Source organism: Cellulomonas sp. Y8, from assembly GCF_008033115.1.
Classification (GTDB): domain Bacteria; phylum Actinomycetota; class Actinomycetes; order Actinomycetales; family Cellulomonadaceae; genus Cellulomonas.
Map to the genome: position 1 here is coordinate 3679899 of NZ_CP041203.1, position 16079 is coordinate 3695977.

General features: G+C 76.1%; 15 protein-coding genes. 3 read left to right on the forward strand and 12 right to left on the reverse strand.

Translation table 11 applies throughout. The features are described from left to right. Positions 1 to 94 precede the first annotated feature (94 nt). On the forward strand, positions 95 to 775 hold the full coding sequence (locus tag FKM96_RS16705; RefSeq protein WP_147796178.1) for a TetR/AcrR family transcriptional regulator: 681 nt from the start codon (positions 95 to 97) through the stop codon (positions 773 to 775). Between the two features lie 240 nt (positions 776 to 1015). Here the strand turns inward: FKM96_RS16705 and FKM96_RS16710 are convergent, their stop codons facing one another. The 10 genes from FKM96_RS16710 to FKM96_RS16750 form a co-directional block, all read right to left on the reverse strand. Further along, complete coding sequence (locus tag FKM96_RS16710) at positions 1016 to 1510, reverse strand: CoA-binding protein (RefSeq protein ID WP_147796179.1); 495 nt, start codon at positions 1508 to 1510, stop codon at positions 1016 to 1018. Further along, complete coding sequence (locus tag FKM96_RS16715) at positions 1510 to 2952, reverse strand: O-acetylhomoserine aminocarboxypropyltransferase/cysteine synthase family protein (RefSeq protein ID WP_147796180.1); 1443 nt, start codon at positions 2950 to 2952, stop codon at positions 1510 to 1512. Before FKM96_RS16715 ends, FKM96_RS16710 begins: the two co-directional genes overlap by 1 nt. Beyond that, a complete protein-coding gene (acs, locus tag FKM96_RS16720; RefSeq protein WP_147796181.1) occupies positions 2949 to 5015 on the reverse strand; it encodes an acetate--CoA ligase in 2067 nt (688 codons plus the stop codon). Before acs ends, FKM96_RS16715 begins: the two co-directional genes overlap by 4 nt. Continuing rightward, positions 5012 to 5890, reverse strand: a complete 879-nt coding sequence (locus FKM96_RS16725) for an ABC transporter permease (protein ID WP_147796182.1) — start codon at positions 5888 to 5890, stop codon at positions 5012 to 5014. Before FKM96_RS16725 ends, acs begins: the two co-directional genes overlap by 4 nt. A 79-nt stretch (positions 5891 to 5969) precedes the next feature. After that, a complete protein-coding gene (locus FKM96_RS16730; protein ID WP_147796183.1) occupies positions 5970 to 7046 on the reverse strand; it encodes an aliphatic sulfonate ABC transporter substrate-binding protein in 1077 nt (358 codons plus the stop codon). A gap of 35 nt (positions 7047 to 7081) precedes the next feature. Next, positions 7082 to 7999: an ABC transporter ATP-binding protein gene (locus tag FKM96_RS16735; RefSeq protein WP_147796184.1), complete on the reverse strand. Its 918-nt coding sequence runs from the start codon at positions 7997 to 7999 to the stop codon at positions 7082 to 7084. Between the two features lie 587 nt (positions 8000 to 8586). Next, entirely contained in the window at positions 8587 to 9804 is a 1218-nt protein-coding gene (locus FKM96_RS16740) for a benzoate/H(+) symporter BenE family transporter (RefSeq protein ID WP_147796185.1), read from the reverse strand. 156 nt (positions 9805 to 9960) lie between these two features. After that, a complete protein-coding gene (locus tag FKM96_RS16745) occupies positions 9961 to 10995 on the reverse strand; it encodes an LLM class F420-dependent oxidoreductase (RefSeq protein ID WP_147796186.1) in 1035 nt (344 codons plus the stop codon). Between the two features lie 93 nt (positions 10996 to 11088). Then, the gene (locus FKM96_RS20815) at positions 11089 to 11250 is read right to left on the reverse strand and encodes a hypothetical protein (RefSeq protein WP_168217011.1); all 162 of its coding nucleotides are present in this window, start codon (positions 11248 to 11250) and stop codon (positions 11089 to 11091) included. Then, positions 11250 to 12041: a class E sortase gene (locus tag FKM96_RS16750; protein ID WP_246855042.1), complete on the reverse strand. Its 792-nt coding sequence runs from the start codon at positions 12039 to 12041 to the stop codon at positions 11250 to 11252. Before FKM96_RS16750 ends, FKM96_RS20815 begins: the two co-directional genes overlap by 1 nt. A gap of 297 nt (positions 12042 to 12338) precedes the next feature. Here FKM96_RS16750 and FKM96_RS16755 point away from each other — a divergent pair, with 297 nt between their 5' ends. Then, complete coding sequence (locus FKM96_RS16755) at positions 12339 to 12785, forward strand: methylglyoxal synthase (RefSeq protein WP_147796187.1); 447 nt, start codon at positions 12339 to 12341, stop codon at positions 12783 to 12785. Positions 12786 to 12907: 122 nt separating this feature from the next. Here the strand turns inward: FKM96_RS16755 and epsC are convergent, their stop codons facing one another. Beyond that, positions 12908 to 13621, reverse strand: coding sequence for a serine O-acetyltransferase EpsC (gene epsC, locus FKM96_RS16760; RefSeq protein WP_147796188.1), 714 nt, complete (start codon positions 13619 to 13621; stop codon positions 12908 to 12910). A 5-nt stretch (positions 13622 to 13626) separates the two neighbouring features. Continuing rightward, on the reverse strand, positions 13627 to 14562 hold the full coding sequence (cysK, locus tag FKM96_RS16765) for a cysteine synthase A (protein WP_147796189.1): 936 nt from the start codon (positions 14560 to 14562) through the stop codon (positions 13627 to 13629). Between the two features lie 468 nt (positions 14563 to 15030). Here cysK and FKM96_RS16770 point away from each other — a divergent pair, with 468 nt between their 5' ends. Beyond that, entirely contained in the window at positions 15031 to 15996 is a 966-nt protein-coding gene (locus FKM96_RS16770; protein WP_147796190.1) for an alpha/beta hydrolase, read from the forward strand. Positions 15997 to 16079 lie beyond the last annotated feature (83 nt).

A 16079-nucleotide genomic window follows, 5' to 3' on the forward strand; every position in this document is an offset into this window, starting at 1 on the left:
GGTAAACCAGGACCGGCCAGTTTCGAAACCCCCGAGTCTCGATTTGTTTCCCCGGCGCGCGGCGGGCATGATGACGACGTCGAGAGGAGCCCGGATGGCCGCGCGCGAGGACGCCGCGGCCGTCGGCGCGCCCGCGGGCGGGACAGCCCCCGCCGCCCGCCGGCCCGGCCGGCGCCGCGACGAGTCGAAGGACGAGGTCATCCTCGCCGCCGCACGCGAGCTGCTGATCGAGCGCGGCTACGACGGCATGACGATGGACGCGGTCGCCGAGCGCGCCGGGGCGGGCAAGTCGACGGTCTACCGCCGCTGGCCGTCGAAGGTGCAGCTCACCGTCGACTGCCTGCTGTGCGCGAAGCAGATGACGATCGACGAGGTCCCCGACACCGGGTCGATCCGCGACGACCTGCTGAGCATCTTCGTGCGCGCCACCCGGATGAAGAGCGACGACCTGATGACGGGCCTGCTCACGGCGGTCCGCGAGGAGCCCGAGGTGCGCGCCGTGTTCCACGAGCAGTTCGTGGCGGGCCGGGTCCGGCTCGCGCGCGAGGTGCTCGAGCGCGCGCGGCTGCGGGGCGACACGGCGCCCGGGGTGGACCTCGACATGGTCGCGGCGGTCGCGCCGGCGATGGTGCACTACCGCAAGGTCGTGGCGCACCGGCCGATGGACGCGGAGTTCGCCGAGCGGCTGATCGACACGATCATCCTGCCGCTGGCGACAGGCCGGCCGGCCGACGCCGCGGCGGGCGAGCACGCCCTCCTCGCCGACGCGCGCTGACGCGCCGCGCCCACGCGCCGCGCCAACGCGCCGCGCCCACGCGCCGCGCCCACGCGCCGCGCCCACGCGCCGCGCTCACGCGCTGCGCCGACGCGCGCTGACGCGCTGCGCGGGCGACGCCGCCCCTGTCGCCGCCAGCGCCCGCTCGCCTCGCGCGCGCATGACGCCGAGATGGCAACTCTCGGCTGCGGCGGAGCTCCCGCGCACAGCCGAGAGTTGCCATCTCGGCGGGGTGCGCGCCTACGCGAGGGCGCGCTTGCTGCTGATGACGCCCGTGTCGAAGCCCGCGAGGTGCAGGCCGCCGTGGAACCGGGCGTGCTCGATCTTCACGCACCGGTCCATGACGACCGTCAGGCCCGCCGCCTCGCCGCGCTCCGCGACCTCCTCGTGCCACGAGCCGAGCTGCAGCCACAGGGCCTGAGCCCCGACCGCCAGGGTCTCGTCGAGCACCGTGGGCAGGTCGTCGTGCCGGCGGAAGACGTCGACCAGGTCCGGGACGACCGGCAGCGCGTCGAGCGACGGGTAGACGGGCTGGCCGAGGATCGACGTCTCGCGCGGGTTCACCAGGTAGACGTCGTACGGCGTGCTGGACAGCAGGTACGTCGTGACGAAGTACGACGCGCGGGCCGGGTTGTTGGACGCGCCGACGATCGCGATCGACCGGGTGCGGCGCAGCAGCGCGAGGCGGTCGGGGGCGCTCGGCCCCTGCCAGGTGCGCTCGGGCGTGGTGGTCATCAGTTCGCCTCCGGGACAGAGCAGGACGCGCCGCCGGCGATGCCGGTCACGGCCGCGCCGACGACGGGCGCGGCGGGGACGCTCGGGCGGGCGGCGGCAGCCGCGGCCCCGTCTGTGGCGCCGTCGGACGCCTCGCGCGGCGCCGTCGCGGCCGTGAGCGCCTGGTCCAGGTCCCAGAGGATGTCCTCCGGGTCCTCGAGCCCGACGCTGATCCGCACCAGGTCCTCCGGCACGCCCGCCGTGGCGAGCTGCTCCGCGGACAGCTGCTGGTGCGTGGTCGACGCCGGGTGGATGACGAGCGTGCGCGCGTCGCCGACGTTGGCCAGGTGGCTCGCGAGCTGCAGGTTCTCGATGAACCGGCGCCCGACCTCGCGGCCGTCGCGGTCCGCGGTCGCGGCGAGCCGGAACGCGAACACCGACCCGGGGCCGAGCGGCAGGTAGCGCTGCGCGCGGTCGTGGTGCGGGTGCGACGGCAGGCCGGCCCACTGCACCGACGTGACCCGCGGGTCCGCCTCGAGCCACTCGGCGACGGCCCGGGCGTTCGCCAGGTGCGCGTCGAGCCGCTGGGGGAGCGTCTCCACGCCCTGCAGCAGCTGGAACGCCGACTGCGCGGAGAGCGACGGGCCGATGTCCCGCAGCTGCTCGGAGCGCAGCTTCGTCAGGAACCCGTACTCGCCGAAGTTCTCCCACCACTTCACGTCGTTGTACGACGGCACCGGCTCGGTCATCTGCGGGAACTTGCCGTTGCCCCAGTTGAACCGGCCCGACTCGACGACGACGCCGCCGAGCGTGGTGCCGTGCCCGCCGAGGAACTTGGTGGCGGAGTGGATGACGATGTCGGCGCCGTGCTCGATCGGCCGCACCAGGTAGGGCGTCGACAGCGTGGCGTCGACCACGAGCGGGACGCCCGCGGCGTGCGCGACCTCCGCCAGGCCGGCCAGGTCGGCGACCTCGCCGGACGGATTCGCGACGACCTCGGTGTAGACGGCCTTGGTCTCGGGGCGGATCGCCGCGGCGTAGTCGGCCGGGTCGGTGCCCGCGACGAACGTGGTCTCGACGCCGAACCGGCGCAGGGTCACGTCGAGCTGGGTCACCGTGCCGCCGTAGAGCTGCGCCGAGGCGACGATGTGGTCCCCGGCCCCGACCAGCGCGGCGAACGTGATGAACTCCGCCGCCATGCCGGACGCGGTGGCGACGGCGCCGATGCCGCCCTCGAGCGACGCGATCCGCTCCTCGAACGCGGCGACCGTGGGGTTGCCGAGCCGGGAGTAGATGTTGCCGTACTTCTGCAGCGCGAACAGGTTCGCGGCGTCGGTGGTGTCGCTGAACACGAACGACGTCGTCTGGTAGATCGGCACGGCGCGGGCGCCGGTGGCGGCGTCGGGGATGGCCCCGGCGTGCAGGGCGCGGGTGCGGAAGCCGAAGCGGTGCTCGGAGCTCATCGGGCGGTGGCCTCCTCGGCCTCGGGGATCGGGGCGAGGCTAGCGCCGTCGCGCAGCAGCGCGGCGACCTGGTCCACGGCCCAGGGGTTCTGCAGGGACGTGACGTCGCCCAGCGGCCGGCCGTCGTGCAGCTCGGCCAGCAGCCGCCGCATGATCTTGCCGGACCGGGTCTTGGGGACCTCGGGGACGAGGACGACGTGCTTCGGCTTGGCGACCGGACCGATCTCGCGCTGCACCTGGGCCCGCAGGTCCTCGCGCAGCGCCGCGGCGGCGGCCCGCCAGGCGGCCAGGTCCTCGACCGGGCCGGGGGCGACGGCCGGGACGACGAACGCCGCCACCGCCTGCCCGCCGACCGCGTCCACGACGCCCGCGACGCCGGCCTCGCCGACCGCCGGGTGCGCGACGAGGGCCGACTCGATCTCGATCGTCGACAGCCGGTGGCCCGCCACGTTCACGACGTCGTCGACCCGGCCGAGCAGCCACACGTCGCCGTCGGCGTCCCAGGACGCGCCGTCGCCGGCCAGGAAGTAGCCGTGCGCGGCGAACGGGCGCCAGTAGGAGTCGCGGAACCGCGCCGGGTCGCCCCAGACGGTCCGCGCCATGCCGGGCCAGGTCCGGTCGAGCACCAGGTAGCCGCCGGAGCCGCGCGGCACCTCGGCGCCCGCGTCGTCGACGACCTTCGCCGAGAACCCGGGCAGCGCGCGGGTGGCCGAGCCGGGCTTCAGCGTCGTGACGCCGGGCAGCGGGGCGATGACGGCCGCGCCGGTCTCGGACTGCCACCAGGTGTCGACGACCGGGGCCGTGCCCGCGCCGAACTGCTCGCGGAACCACACCCACGCCTCGGGGTTGATGGCCTCGCCGACGGTGCCGAGCAGCCGGACCGTCGACAGGTCGTACCCGTCCGGCAGGCCCTCGGGGAACCAGGTCATGAACGTCCGGATCAGCGTCGGCGCGGTGTAGTAGACCGTGACGCCGTACCGCTCGATGACCTCCAGGTGGCGCTCGCGGTTCGGGGTGTCCGGCGTGCCCTCGTAGATCACCTGAGTCAGCCCGTTGCTGAGCGGGCCGTAGATCTCGTAGGTGTGCGCGGTGACCCAGGCCAGGTCCGCGGTGCACCAGTGCACGTCGTCGGGCTTCGCGTCGAACATCGCCCAGTGCGTCCAGGACGCGTGCGTGAGGTAGCCGCCGGTGGTGTGCACCAGGCCCTTGGGCTTCCCGGTGGTGCCGGACGTGTAGATGATGAACAGCGGGTGCTCGGCGTCGAAGGCCCGCGCCTCGTGCTCGTCGGAGGCCGTGTCCACGACGTCGTGCCACCAGACGTCGCGCCCCTCCGTCCAGGCCACGTCCTGCCCGGTGCGCCGGACGACCAGCACGTGCTCCACGTGGTCCAGGCCCTCGACCGCGGCGTCGGCGGCCGACTTCACCTCGACGGCCTGACCGCGGCGGAACTGGCCGTCGGACGTGACGAGCAGCTTGGCGCCGGTGTCCTGGACCCGGAACCGCACGGCCTCCGCGGAGAACCCGCCGAACACCAGCGAGTGCACCGCGCCGATCCGGGCGATGGCCAGCGTGACGACGATCGTCTCGGCGATCACCGGCAGGTAGACGACCACCCGGTCGCCGGGGCCGATGCCGAGGTCGGTCAGGGCGTTGGCCGCCCGGGACACCTCGCGCTGCAGGTCGGCGTACGTGATCGACCGCCGGTCGCCGCGCTCGCCCTCGGCGTGGATCGCGACCTTGTCGCCCCGGCCGGCGGCCACGTGCCGGTCGACGCAGTTCACCGCGGCGTTCAGGCGCCCTCCGACGAACCACTGCGCCTCGGGCACGGTCAGCTCGCCGTCGGGGCCCTCGACCGCGGGGGACCAGGTGTGCGCGGTGTGCCAGGGCTCGGCCCACTCCAGGCGGCGGGCGGCGTCCTCCCAGAAGCCCACGTGGTCGGCGTCCGCGCGCGCCCGCAGCCGGGCGGCCTCCTCGGGTCCCACGTTCCAGTCGCCGGCCGGGGCCGGGTACGCGCGGGTCTCGGTCTGCAGCGCGGCGATGGTCGCGCTCGTCGTGCTCGTCATGCCCACCTTCTCAGGAGCGACTTCTCGGCCAGGCCGATCAGCGCGTCGGTCAGCTTGCCCAGCAGCGCCAGCAGGACGATCGCGAGGATCGCCCGGTCGACGCGGCCGTTCTGCCCGCTGTCCATCAGGAGGAAGCCGAGGCCCATCGACGAGGCGATGAGCTCGGCGGCCACGAGGAACAGCCAGGACTGCGCGAGGGCGAGCCGCAGGCCCGCCACCACGGAGGGGACGGCCGCGGGCAGCTGCACCGCGCCCAGCAGCCGCGCCCCGCGGAGCCCGTACGCGCGCCCGGCCTCCACCAGGTGCGCGTCGACGTGCCGCAGCGCGGCGACGACGGTCGTGTACACGGGGAAGAACGCCCCGATCGCGATGAGGGTCAGCTTGGAGTCCTCGCCGATCCCCATCCAGAGGATCAGCAGCGGGACCCAGGCCAGCGACGGCACCGCCCGGATCGCGCCGAGCACCGGCTCCAGCAGCGCGCCCGCGAGCCGGGACAGGCCGACCACCGACCCCACCGCGAGGCCGAGCGCCGCGCCGACGAGGAACCCGAGGACGACGCGCTGGGTCGAGATCGCGACGTACTGGCCGAGCAGGCCCCGCTCCGCGAGGTCGACGGCGGCCGTCCAGACGGACGCGGGGCTCGGCAGCTGGTACGGCGCGACCACGCCCGACGTCGTGACCACGTGCCACGCGACCAGGAGCGCCGCGGGGACGAGCAGGCCGAGCGCGATGCGGACGGGCCGCCGCGCGAGCGGGCCGGCGCCGGGCCGGGCGGGGAGGCCGAGGCTGAACGGGTTCAGCCCGGGCAGCGCGCGGCCGCGGGCGTCCGTCACGGGCGCGGCGGAGCCGGTGATCGTCGCGGGGACGGGGGACATGGCGGGCTCTTCCGTCGGGGGGTCGGTGGTGCCGGGGCCGGGCCGGCGTCCGCGGCGGGACGCCGGCCCGGGTGCGGGGTCAGTCCGCGATCGTCGAGGGGTCGGCGTTCTCGGCGAACTGCGGGTCGAACAGCTCGTCCAGGGCGGTGTCCACCAGGTCCTGGCTCGACACGTCGCCGGACTCGACGAAGATCGGGCCGACGACCTCGAGCACGTCGCGCTGCGCCTGGCCGGGGACCGGGTCGATGTCGAGCGTGGTGCGCTCGGTGATGACGGTCTCGGCGACGGCCGGGTCGATGCCGGCGACCTCGGCGAGGATGTTCACCACCTCGTCGGGGTTCTCCTGCGCCCAGGCGCGCGCCTTCTCGTAGGCGTCCACGACGACCTGCGCCAGGTCCGGGCTCGCGTCCAGGAAGTCCTGCGTCGCGTTGAGGAAGCCGTAGGTGTTGAAGTCGACGTTCCGGTAGAGCAGCGTCGAGCCGGCCTCGGCCTCGCTCGCGGCCATCAGCGGGTCCAGGCCGGACCACGCGTCGACCGAGCCGTTCTCCAGCGCGGCCTTGCCGTCGGCGTGCTGCAGGTTCTGCACCTCGACGTCCGCCGGGTCGACGCCCGCCTCCTCCAGGGACTGCAGCAGGAAGAAGTACGGGTCGGTGCCCTTGGTCGCCGCGACCGAGCGGCCGGCCAGGTCGGCGACGTCGGTGATGTCCGAGCCGGCCGGGACGACGAGCGCGGCCCACTCCGGCTGGCCGTAGATGTCGATGGTCCGGATCGGCGAGCCGTTGGACCGCGCCAGCAGCGCCGCCGAGCCCGCCGTGGAGCCGACGTCGATCGCGCCGGCGCGCAGCGCCTCGTTGGCCTTGTTCGACCCCGCGGACTGCACCCACTCGACGTCGACGTCGTCGCCGAGCGTCTCCTCCAGCCAGCCCTGGTCCTTGATGACGAGGCTCAGCGGGTTGTAGGTGGCGAAGTCGACGGTCAGCGTGTCGGCGCTCCAGCCGTCGGCGGCGGACGCGTCGCCCGCGGGCTCGTCGGCCTGGGCGGCCTCGCCCTCGCCGGCCACGCAGCCGGCGAGCAGCAGGGTCGCGGCGACGGCGGCGGCGCCGAGGGCGATCGGGCCGCGCAGCCGGCGACGGGGGGCGGTGGTCAGGGCGGTCATGGGGTGCTCCAGGTCGGTGTCGGGGGAGGTGCGGGTCAGATCGAGTGGTGCGCGTCGGGGTCGTGCGACGGGTGGTGCGAGGGCACGCCGAGGCCGTCCAGCAGCTCGGCGCGCAGCTCGGCGAGCCGGGCGTCCGCGCGGTCGCGGGGCCGGTCGCCCGGGACGGTGATGACGGAGCGGACCGAGGCGGCGTCCGGCGCGGCGGGGTCGAGGGCGCCGAGCAGCACGACGCGATCGGCCAGGTACAGGGCCTCCTCGACGTCGTGCGTCACGAGGAGCACGGTCGTCGGGCGGCTCGCGTGCACCTCCAGCAGCAGGTCCTGCATCCGCAGCCGGGTCAGGGCGTCGAGGGCGCCGAACGGCTCGTCCAGGAGCAGCACCCCCGGTCGGCGCGCCAGCGCCCGCGCCAGGGACGCGCGCTGCGCCATGCCGCCGGACACCTGCCGGGGGCGCAGCCCCGTCGAGCCGGCGAGCCCGACCAGGTCCAGCAGCCGGGCGACCTGGTCGCGGGACTCGGCGCGCGGGGTACCGCGGGGCACGCCGAGCGCGACGTTGTGCGCCAGGGTCCGCCACGGCAGCAGGCGCGGCTCCTGGAACGCGACGGCGGTGCGCGGGTCGTACGGCGCGACCGGGGCGTCGCCGATCAGGATCGACCCCGCGTCGGGGGCGTCGAGGCCCGCGACCTGGCGCAGCAGCGTCGACTTGCCGCAGCCGGACGGGCCGATGACGGCGACGATCTCGCCGGCGGCGATCTCGAGGTCGAGGCCGGCGAGCACCGGGCGCGGGCCGGACGGGGTCGCGAAGGTGCGGGCCACGCCGCGGAGCGCGACGGGGCGGGCGGCGGCGGGGGCGCTCGCGGGATCGGCGGCGGAGCCCGGGGTGGCGGCGGCCGCGGTGGCGGCGCGCGCGGTGGTGCCGGCGGGAGCCGTGGCGGTGCTGGGGGCGGAGGTCATGGGGGTTCCCGGGTCGTGGGGCCACGTGGAGGCGGCGCGGGGCGGCGGGGCCGGGGCGCGTCGCGCACCGGTGCGGGTGCGCGGGCGACGGGCCGCGGGCGGGCGGGGTGCTGCCGGGGCGCGGCCGGTGGGCGTCGGGGGACGCGGGTCAGGCGGCGCGGGAGGTGCGCGGACAGCTCGCCGAGCGGCGACAGCAGCGCGCCGAGGCGGACATCGGCAGGCCCGGGCGCTGGGTCGTGCGCTGCATCGACCGGGCCACGGGCCGCCTCCTTCGCATTGTCTCGCCTGATGAGACGCAAGTGTTCACGTCTCGGGATCACCGCCGACAGTAGCGTCCGACGTGCGGCGCGACAACCCCGCCGCGCGGCGCGGGCTACGTCCCTCGCCCCCGCCCGCTCGCCGCCACCGCGCGCTCGCCCCGGGCTCCTCCGCTCGTCCACCCCGAGCGCCGCCGCTCCGCGCCGTCCCTCCGCCCGCGCGTCCACCGCGCGTCAACCGCTCGCCGAGATGGCAACTCTCGGCTGTCGTCGGTCGCCCGAGCGCAGCCGAGAGTTGCCGTCTCGGCGGGCGGGCGGGAGCGGTCGGGGTCAGCGGCGGGCGGCGCGCAGGGTGAGGTGGACCGCGATGCCGGCGAGCAGGCCCCAGAACGCCGCCGAGACGCCGCCGACGCTCACGCCCGACACCGTCACCAGGAACGTCACCGCGGCCGCCTCGCGGTGCCCGGCCGGGCCGAACGCGCCCCCGAGCGATGCCGCCAGGGTCCCGACCAGCGCCAGACCCGCCGCCGCGGCGATCAGCCCCGCGGGCGCCGCCAGGGCCACGGCCGCCACCGCCGCCGAGGCCACGGCCAGCACCACGTACCCGCAGCCCGCCACGACGGCCGCGCGCCACCGCCGTCGCGGGTCGGGGCCGCCCTCGGGCCCGGCCGCCAGCGCCGCGCTGATCGCGGCGAGGTTGATCGCGTGCCCGCCGAACGGGGCCGCGAGCACGGTCCCGGCGCCGGTCACGAGCATCACCCGGCGCAGGGGAGCGGCGTACCCGAACCCGGCGAGCACGGCGACGCCCGGGATGTTCTGCGACGCCATCGTCACGACGAACAGCGGCACCGCGACCGAGACCACGGCCGACCAGGACGGCTGGGGCGTCGTCCAGGTCAGCGACGGCACGAGGTCCGCGGCGTCGAGCGCGCGCACACCCGGCGAGGCCACGGCGATCGCCACTGCGAGCCCGATCGCCGCGGGCGTGGCCCAGCGCGGCGCCAGCCGCAGCAGCACCAGCCACACGACGACCACCGGCCCGACCAGCAGCGGCCGGTCCGCGACGGCGAGCACCGGCTGCAGGCACAGGTCGACCAGGACGCCCGCGAGCATCGCGTTCGCCAGCGGCACCGGGATCAGCCGCACCCAGCGCTCGAGCCGCCGCCACAGCCCGACCGCGGCGAGCAGCACGCCGCACAGCACGAACCCGGCGACCGCCTCCGGCCACCCGCCCGCCGCGGTCCCGGTGGTCGCGAGCAGGGCCGCGCCGGGGGTGGACCAGGCGACCGTGATCGGCAGCCGGGTGCGCGAGGCCAGCAGGATCGTGGCCGCGCCCATCGCCAGCGTGACGGCCAGCAGCCCGGACGCCGCCTGCGCCGGGGTGGCGCCGACCGCGCGCAGCCCCGCGAGCACGACGGCGAACGCGCTGGTGAAGCCGACGAGCGCCGTGACGACGCCCGCGGCGACGTGCGTGCCGCCGTCCCGTGCCGCGAGGTCGGAGGCGGTCGGGGCGGCCGCGTCGGCGGGAGCGTCATCGGGCCGGGTCACGCGCCGCACGGTAGCGCCGCGGTGTGTCGGCCGCGTTGCGGCGTCCGCGTCCGGCGTCCGCGCCCGGCGTCCGCGCCCGAGGTCGTCGGTTCCGTCCACCCGAGGGGGTGCGGAACCGGCGACCTCGGGCGGAACCGACGACCTCGCCCTCGGCGGTCAGCCCAGCAGGCCCGCGATCTGGGCCAGCTGGTCCGGGGCTGCCTGGACCAGCAGCGTCGTCACCGCGGTGCCCCGCCACGCCGCCGACTGGGCGCGCACGTCGTCCGGCGTGCCCACCAGCGCCACGTCCCGCACCAGCTCGGTCGGGACCGCGGACGCGGCCCGCGCGCGGTCGCCCGCCAGGTAGTGCGCCTGGATCTCCGCGCACGCCTCCGCGTAGCCGAGCCGGGCCAGCGCGTTCGCGTGGAAGTTGGCCCCCTTCGCTCCCATCCCGCCCGCGTAGAGCGCGACGAACGGGCGCACGGCGTCCGCGGCGGACTCGACGTCGGCGCCGAGCACCACCGGCACCGTCGCGGTGACCTCGAACTCCTCGACCGGTCGGGTCCCGGCGAGCCGGCGGTCGAAGCCCTCGGCGAGCAGCCCGCGGAACTCGTCGTCGAGCCGCGGCGCGTAGAACAGCGGCAGCCAGCCGTCCGCGATCTCGGCGGCGAGGGCGATGTTCTTCGGCCCCTCGGCGGCGAGGTGGATCGGCAGGTCGGCGCGCAGGGGGTGCACGGTCGAGCGCAGCGCCTTGCCCAGCCCCGAGCCCTCGTCCTCGGGCAGCGGCAGCCGGTAGAACGGGCCCCCGGCGCGCACGGGGCCCTCCCGGCGCAGCACGTCGCGGACGATCGCGACGAACTCCCGGGTCCGGGCGAGCGGCCGCGGGTAGGGCTGCCCGTACCAGCCCTCGACGACCTGCGGCCCGGACACCCCCAGGCCGAGCGTGAACCGCCCGCCCGACAGGTGGTCCAGGGTGAGCGCGGCCATCGCGGTGGCGGTCGGTGTGCGGGCGGCGACCTGCGCGACGGCGGTGCCGAGCCGGACCCGCGACGTGCGGGCGCCCCACCACGCGAGCGGCGTGAACGCGTCGGAGCCGTACGCCTCGGCCGTCCACACGGAGTCGAGCCCGAGCCGGTCGGCCGTCAGCACCGCCTCCGCGGCCCCGGGCGGGGGACCCGCCGACCAGTAGCCGGTGTGGTAGCCGAGCCGCATGCCGCCTCCTCGTCGTCGCGCGCTCGCCGGTGAGCGCGGCCGCGGCCCATGCTGCCGTGCGCGGCCGCGCGGCGCGAGGAGGTCGTGCGCGCGTCAGCCGAGCGACGGGTCGCCGGTCAGCCAGGTCAGGTGCGGTGCGACGGCGGGGAACCCCCAGCCGAACAGCCCGACGAGGACGGCGGCGAGCACGACCAGCGCGAGCAGCACCCGCACCGGCAGCGGCCCCGGCAGCCGGCGGAGCAGCCACGCGTACATCAGGCGCCTCCCAGGGCGAGGACCGGCTCGGGCGTGCCCTCGGCCCGGTCGAGCCAGCCGACGAACGCGGCGTAGGTGATCCACCGCTGGTCGTTGCCGAACTCGCCGAGGGTCCGCGAGTGGCAGGTCGTGAGCGTGAGCAGCCGCTCGGTCGGGGCGACGCCGGGCTGCCGCGGGACGGGCGCGAGCACGGACGACTCCGACGGGTCGACGATCTCGTGCGACGTGACCTCGTAGACGTACCAGGTGCTGGCGGTCTCGATCACGACGGCGTCGCCGGGGACGAGCCTGTCGACGTGCCGGAACGAGTCGCCCCAGGTGCGCCGGTGCCCGGCGAGAGCGACGTTGCCCACCTCGCCGACCTGCTGCGTCCCGGTGTAGCGGCCCGCCATCGCGCGGTCGAGCAGGTCGGGGGTGGTGCCCTCGACGACCGGCATCGCGTTCCGGGTCAGCCCCTCCCAGCGCGGCACGGTGAGCACGCCGATCACCTCGCCGTGGGCGACCGGGTCGGGGACCGGTGGGTCGTCGGTCCGCAGCTCGGCGGTCGTGGCGGCGGCGGGCGGGAGCGCGGCGCGCACCTCGGCGAGCACGGCGTCGGCGTCCTGCCGGGCCGTGACCGTCGTCCACCACAGCTGCCACACGAGGAACAGCGCGAGCAGCACGCCGAGGGTGATCAGCAGCTCGCCGAGGACGCCGGCCACCGACACCGGCGCGGGCGCGCGGCGGGCGCGGGCCGCGGCGCGCGGCCGGGCGCGCGGCGGCGCGGGGGCGGGTGCGGGCGGCTGGGTCACGCCGTCGACGCTAGGTGCGCCCAGCACCACTCAGTCGGCGACTGAGTGGTGCGCGGGCGAGGGATTGAGTGGGCGCGCGGACGGTCCGGGTGGGGGATCGGCCGGTCCCGGTGGGCGGCTCGGTGCCGCCCCCGTGGGCGCGTCGGCCGTCCCTGGTGGCCGGTCGCCCCGACCACCGGTCCGCGCACAGGGCACCCGCACCGGGCCGACATCCGCGGGCCCTAGGGTGTGCCCCGGGCGCCCCGCCGTCGTCGCAGCCCGCCCACCGATGCACCGCTCCACGGAAGGACCCCGCCCATGCCCGGCGCCGCTCACCACATCGCCCTCGTCGCGCACGACAACAAGAAGGTCGAGCTGCTCCGCTGGGCGGAGTTCAACCGCGGCACCCTGTCGCGGCACCACCTGTACGCGACCGGCACCACCGGCACGATGCTGGAGTTCGAGCTCGGCCTGCCGGTGACGCGGCTGCTGTCCGGCCCGGTCGGCGGCGACCAGCAGATCGGCGCCAAGATCGCCGAGGGCACCATCGACATGCTGGTGTTCTTCTGGGACCCGCTGGAGCCGCAGCCGCACGACCCCGACGTGAAGGCGCTGCTGCGCATCGCCGCCGTGTGGAACGTCCCGATGGCGGCGAACGTCGCGACCGCGGACATGCTGATCTCGTCGCCGATGCTGGGCGAGGAGTGGACCAGCCGCCCGGAGATCACCCCGCGCGCCTGGGACGGCAGCTCCCCGGTCGCCTGACGGGGCCGCGCACACCCGCCCTACGGTTTCCGGCCCCGCACCCTGCGATCGCAGAGGGCGGGGCCGGAAACCGTAGGGCCCGTGAGTGGGGCGCCGCGACCGGCGCCGGCCGCGGACCGTCGTCAGATGTAGATCGCCGGGTCGTCGATCTCCGGCTCCGGCGGGGCCGAGCTCGGCTTCTGCCGGATCTTCGCCGGGACGCCCACCGCCACCGCGCCCGCGGGCACGTCCTTCAGGACCACGGCGTTCGCGCCGACCTGGGCCCCGTCGCCGATCCACACCGGCCCGAGCACCTTCGCGCCCGCGCCGATGACGACGTGGTCGCCGACCGTCGGGTGCCGCTTGCCGCGCTTCATCGTCTTGCCACCGAGCGTCGCCCCGTGGAACAGCACGACGTCGTCGCCCACCACGGCGGTCTCGCCGACGACCACGCCCATGCCGTGGTCGATGAACAGCCGCCGGCCGATCGTCGCGCCGGGGTGGATCTCGACCCCGGTGACCGCCCGGGACACCTGGGACAGCAGCCGGGCCGGCAGCCGCAGCGCCGGCTCGCGCCACATCCGGTGCGCCACCCGGTGCACCCACACCGCGTGCAGGCCGGGGTACGCCAGCGCGACCTCGACCCGCGACCGCGCGGCCGGGTCCCGGCGCTGCGCGGCCTCCAGGTCCTCGCGCAGCGTGCGGGCGAACCGGCGCAGGCTGCGCCAGTGCTCGCCGGCGCCGGAGGACCCGGCCGCCGCGCGGGGGGCGGAGGACGCGCGCGCCGGGGTCGGCACCCCGCGGCCACCGGGCCGGGAGGTGCCGCCCGTGAGCGGCGGTCGCGTGGTCGAGGTCATGGCGATCAGTCCAGGAGGTCGGCGTACAGGATGGAGGAGAGGTAGCGCTCGCCGAACGACGGGATGATCACGACGATCAGCTTCCCGGCGTTCTCGGGGCGCTTGCCGAGCTCGATCGCGGCGTGCAGGGCGGCGCCGGAGGAGATGCCGACGAGCAGGCCCTCCTCCTTCGCGGCCCGGCGCGCGACGGCGACGGCGGTGTCGGCGTCCACGTCGATGATCTCGTCGTAGACGTCGGTGTCGAGGATCTCGGGCACGAAGTTCGCGCCGATGCCCTGGATCTTGTGCGGGCCGGGCTGGCCGCCGTTGAGGATCGGCGACTCGGCGGGCTCGACGCCCACGATCTGCACGCCGGGCTTGCGCTCCTTGAGCACCTGGCCGACTCCCGTGATCGTGCCGCCGGTGCCGATGCCGGCGACCAGGATGTCGACGCCGCCGTCCGTGTCCGCCCAGATCTCCTCGGCGGTGGTGCGGCGGTGGATCTCCGGGTTGGCCTCGTTGGCGAACTGGCGGGCCAGGATGGCGCCCGGGCGCTCCGCGACGATCTCGTTCGCCCGGTTGACGGCGCCCTTCATGCCCTCGGACGCGGGGGTGAGGATGAGCTCGGCGCCGTACGCGCGGAGCAGCGCGCGCCGCTCCTTCGACATCGACTCCGGCATCGTCAGCACGACGTCGTAGCCGCGGGCCGCACCGACGAACGCGAGCGCGATGCCCGTGTTGCCCGACGTCGCCTCGACGATGGTGCCGCCCGGCTTCAGCTCGCCCGAGCGCTCCGCCGCGTCGACGATCGCGACGCCGATGCGGTCCTTCACCGAGCTGGCGGGGTTGTAGAACTCGAGCTTGCCCACGACCGTCGCGTCGACGCCCTCGGTCAGCTTGTTGATCCGTACCAGCGGGGTGTTGCCGATGAGCTGCGTCGCGTCGTCGTAGATGCGTGCCATGTCAGTCCGTCCTTGGTTTCGTCGGCGGTGCAGGGAGCACGGCGCGGGCGCGCGCCCGGCCGCGGGTCGAGGGCGAGCGCTGGCCCGGGGTGGGCCCGGGTCGGGCCGGGAGCCGGCGTGCGGCGGTGCGGCCAGCGCTCTAGAGACAGCGACAGCGACGCGCTGCGGGGGTGCGCGGGGCGGGGCGCGACGGGAGGAGCGCGGTGCTCGGCGCGAGGCGCATGCCCGGTCCCCTCTCCCTGGTGGTCGGCACCCGACAGCGCCGACAGTAGCGCCAACGCACGCGGCCCCACAAAGATGCCCGGGCGCCCCGATCGGGTGGTCCCCGGACCCCGGTGCGGGCCCGGACGACGGCCGGCTTCCACCCCTCCACCGTGCGGCGCCGCCCCGGGTTCCGCCACCGGGAGCAGGGACGACGCCCCGGCGCGCCCCCGCCGGCCGGCGAGCGCGGGTGGCAGGATCGCCGCCATGCGGGTGGACGACGCGGCGGAGGACGTGCTCGGCGGCGACTGGGTGCAGCGCACGCTGCACCTGCGCCCGGACGCCCAGGGCGACGCCGTCGCGACCCTGGTGCACCGGCGGGACGCCGGCGCCGATCGCGCGCGGCCCGCCGTGCTCTACGTGCACGGCTTCGTCGACTACTTCTTCCAGACGCACGTCGCCGACGCGCTCGCCGACCGCGGCTACGACCTGTACGCCCTGGACCTGCGCGACTACGGCCGGTCGATCCGCGCGGGGCGGGAGCCGAACGACACCCGGTCGCTGGCGGTCTACGCGGAGGAGATCGACGCCGCGGTCCGCCTGGTGCGGGAGCGGCACGACCGTGTGGTGCTGCTGGGCCACTCCACCGGCGGCCTGATCGCGGCGCTCTGGGCCCAGCACCGGCGCGGGCGGGGGCTGGTCGACGCGGTAGTGCTGAACTCGCCGTGGCTGGACGTCCGCGGCTCGTTCGTCGAGCGCACGGTCCTCGCCTGGACGATCGAGCACGTCGTCGGCCGCGTCGCACCGCGTCTGGTGGTGTCGCACGTCGGTGAGCACTACGGCCGCGCGCTGCACGCGGACGGCGGCGGCGAGTGGACGTACGACCTGGCCTGGAAGCCGTACGCGGGTTTCCCGGTGCGGGCGGGGTTCGTCCGCGCGATCAAGCGCGGGCAGGCGGAGGTCGCCCGGGGGCTCGACATCGACGTGCCCGTGCTGGTGCTCGCGTCCGACGCGTCGGGGCCGGACGACAGCTGGCACGACGGGCTGCTCACCACCGACTCGGTGCTGGACCCGGCAGACATGCGGCGGCTCGCGCCCCGGCTGGGGCGGGACGTCACGTACGAGGAGATCACCGGCGGAGCGCACGACCTGGCGCTGTCCCCGCTCCCGGCACGGACCCGGTACCTCGACGAGGTCACAGGCTGGCTGGACGTGACGCTGGCCCGCGGCTGACCGGCGCCCCCGCCGCGAGCAGCACCCACGCAGCGGCGGCGGGCGCACCACCCACCCCGCCGCGGGCCGTGTACTGGTCCGAC